This is a genomic window from Nostoc cf. edaphicum LEGE 07299 (assembly GCF_015207245.1).
Lineage (GTDB): Bacteria > Cyanobacteriota > Cyanobacteriia > Cyanobacteriales > Nostocaceae > Nostoc > Nostoc edaphicum_B.
This window is the reverse complement of record NZ_JADEXF010000900.1, coordinates 1-2,824: the sequence shown is the minus strand read 5'-3', so window position 1 is coordinate 2,824 and position 2,824 is coordinate 1. Positions and strand designations below refer to the sequence as shown.

At 41.2% G+C, this 2,824-nt stretch carries 3 protein-coding genes; all 3 read left to right on the top strand.

What is annotated here, in order from left to right:
* The coding region (locus IQ229_RS22370; protein WP_194047511.1) for an aromatic ring-hydroxylating dioxygenase subunit alpha at positions 1-1,275 on the top strand (1,275 nt) is incomplete at its 5' end.
* A gap of 266 nt (positions 1,276-1,541) precedes the next feature.
* Positions 1,542-1,880 (top strand): hypothetical protein, encoded by a 339-nt coding sequence (locus IQ229_RS22365; protein WP_094347761.1) that lies wholly within the window; start codon positions 1,542-1,544, stop codon positions 1,878-1,880.
* A 348-nt stretch (positions 1,881-2,228) separates the two neighbouring features.
* Positions 2,229-2,723, top strand: a complete 495-nt coding sequence (locus IQ229_RS22360; RefSeq protein ID WP_194047509.1) for a hypothetical protein — start codon at positions 2,229-2,231, stop codon at positions 2,721-2,723.
* Positions 2,724-2,824 lie beyond the last annotated feature (101 nt).

Genomic DNA, 2,824 nt, shown 5'->3' with positions numbered 1-2,824 from the left:
AGGCAATGCTGGTATCCCGTCACCTTCGTCAAAGACTTACCTGCCAACCGCCCTCATAGCTTTTCCTTGTACGATGAACCTTTGGTTTTGTTCAAAGACAAAGATGGACAATTTATTTGTTTAGCAGATCGTTGTCCTCACCGTACAGCGAAACTTTCTGAAGGACAAATTATTGACGGCAAAATTGAATGCTTATATCACGGTTGGCAGTTTGGTAGTGATGGGGAATGTCTGCACATTCCCCAATTACCAACAGATACAAAAATTCCAGTCAATGCTTGCGTGCCATCCTTTAAAGTTGTGGAACGCCAAGGCATGATTTGGGTGTGGGCTGGCGAAAAAGAAACTGCTGTTGATGAAATTATTCCAATTTTGCCAGATTTAGACAAGTCAGGATTTGTGTGTGCAGACTTTATATTGGATCTGCCTTATGACCAAACATATTTAGTAGAAAATGTCATCGATCCTGCTCATGTTGCTATTAGCCATAGTGGCACTAGGGGTGGTGGTAATCGGAAAAATGCCCAACCGCTAGAAATGGAAGTACTAGAGAGTTCGGTTCAGGGGGTTAAAGGCAGGTGGCGGGGAGCTAACAAATCAAATGAAGCCTGGAAATATATTGATTTTGTTGCTCCAAGTCTTGTGCTGAACACTGCTTATATTGAAAAAAAAGATTGGACATTTGGATTAGCTTTGTATTCAATTCCTTTAGGTAAAGGGCGATGCCGTCTTTTAGCTAGAGGTTATCGTAATTTCATGACTTGGGGAGTCAAGCTGAGGCCGCGCTGGCTCGATCACTTGAATACGAACAAAATATTGGAGCAGGATTTGCCTTTGATTGCGGGACAACAGGCAGAAATTGAGCGCTTGGGAACAAGTATCAAAGAATTATATTTGCCGTTAAAAACATCTGACACATTAGTGATTGAGTTCCGTAAGTGGCTAGATAAATTTGGGTCATCTTTGCCTTTTTATCAAGGCTATTCCACATGGAAAAATATTGAGAATAGCGAGTTGAATTCAAAGCCGATTTTGCCAGACAGATTTTCACGACACACACTTATTTGTAGTTCTTGCAATCGAGCTTATCAGGTGACAAATAGGGTCAAACAAGGTTGTATTGGGGTAGCGATCGCTCTAGCTGCTGTAGCGATACTTGCAGATGATTCTAGAATCAAAATCGCAGCAATATCGGTTGCTATAGTAGCAATTGTCATCTCTGTTATGGCTCATACACTCAAAACCCGCTTTGAGCGTTCCTACACTCGTCACTAAAATAGGTACTAGGAACAGTTCGTAGTAAGGACTTTAGTCCTTATTTTCTAAGCACTAAAGTACTTACTACAAACTTTTCATTACTAGCTTAGACATTGTGCTGATAGATGTGTGGTAAATTTTCTCACCTTAAACGATTTGCTCAAACCCCTTGTGTGTTTAAGTCGCGATCGAGTTAGTGGGTCTGCGCTAAAGTAAAAATATTGGGATAAAAATCTCTGGCAGTAAATTCAACTGAATCACTAATCTTTACCACTGCGGCGATCATGTCTCAAGAGCATAACGAATCACTCCAAATTCAGGAAATCACCAAACTCAAACCGAAACATTTTGCTGATTTAGTCAGATCGGCACAACTGGTTTTCGACCCCACAGCCGGAGTTTCGGGAAGACATATAACAGTTGACTGGGAACAATTTGGAATTCCCCGTGATGTAGCGGACAATCTCAAATCACTTGGTCAGCATTATCAGTATGCATCTCCTCACATCCCTGTTGAAGACATTTGGAGTAAATTAACTCCAGAAACTCGTATTTGGTTCGTTGAAAATAAAGATCGGTTGTGGCAGCTTGAAGAAGCTTTCCCAGCCCTTGACGAAGATTAAACGGCTGAACCATTGAAAGGAATACAAATTATTTCTAGGAGTACAGCATTGCTTATTGGTGTCAACTTAAGCAACAAACCATAAGATGTAATCTAAGAACAACTTGATTGATGTTCTTAGATATACATCATGGCAAGAAACCGTCCAGCTAGACCAGCAAACCCAGTCCTGCGGCAAAAACACATATTCTAGCTAGTCACCACTTTATAGCTATGGTTACGCCCACTGCTCGCGCGTAGTGTCTCGTAGAGAAGGCATCGCCAAAGTTTTCGGTCTACTAAGTTTAGTTTGCAGTTAAAAAATCGAAACTTGACGTGAATCGGTATTTTAGGGGCTATAAAATCTTGCATGAACCTTATTAGTTTAGAAAATATGGTAGATATTGCTTTCAAGCAGCCGAAATTTTATACACAAGGAAATACAAATATGTCAGATATCAGCGGCATCAACATTCAAGGTAGCAGTAATGTTAGCGGTATCGCTGGCGGTGGTTCTCTTGCTAATCTAGGAACCATTAGCGGTAACGTGAGTATTGCCCTTAATCAGTTACCTGATGCAACCGATGCCGAGAAACCAGGAATCAAAGAATTATTGTCGCAGTTGCAAGATGCAATCATCCAATCCACATATTTGTCAGAAGAAGGCAAAGCCGAAGCGCTAGAACAGGTGAAGAGTTTGGCAGAAGCGGGTAAAAATCCTCAAGAATCCACTAAGCAAAAGACGGCAAAAACTGCAATCACCATGTTGAAAGGGATATTTACCGGCTTACCTGCTGTTGCATCCCTAGTTGAAGCGACTAATAAATTATTGCCTGCGATCGCAAAACTATTCGGTTTGGGATAATTTAAAGTGAGTTCAACAAACCTCTCACAGCCTTAAACTAAATTTCAATTCTTCCCTCTCCGACTCGGAGAGGGACGGTTTTACGTAGTAAAACCAGGGAG

Bases quoted from the DNA above. Each gene is read 5' to 3' on its own strand.
- IQ229_RS22365 (WP_094347761.1), top strand. From the start codon at position 1,542: ATGTCTCAAGAGCATAACGAATCACTCCAAATTCAGGAAATCACCAAA.
- IQ229_RS22360 (WP_194047509.1), top strand. From the start codon at position 2,229: ATGAACCTTATTAGTTTAGAAAATATGGTAGATATTGCTTTCAAGCAG.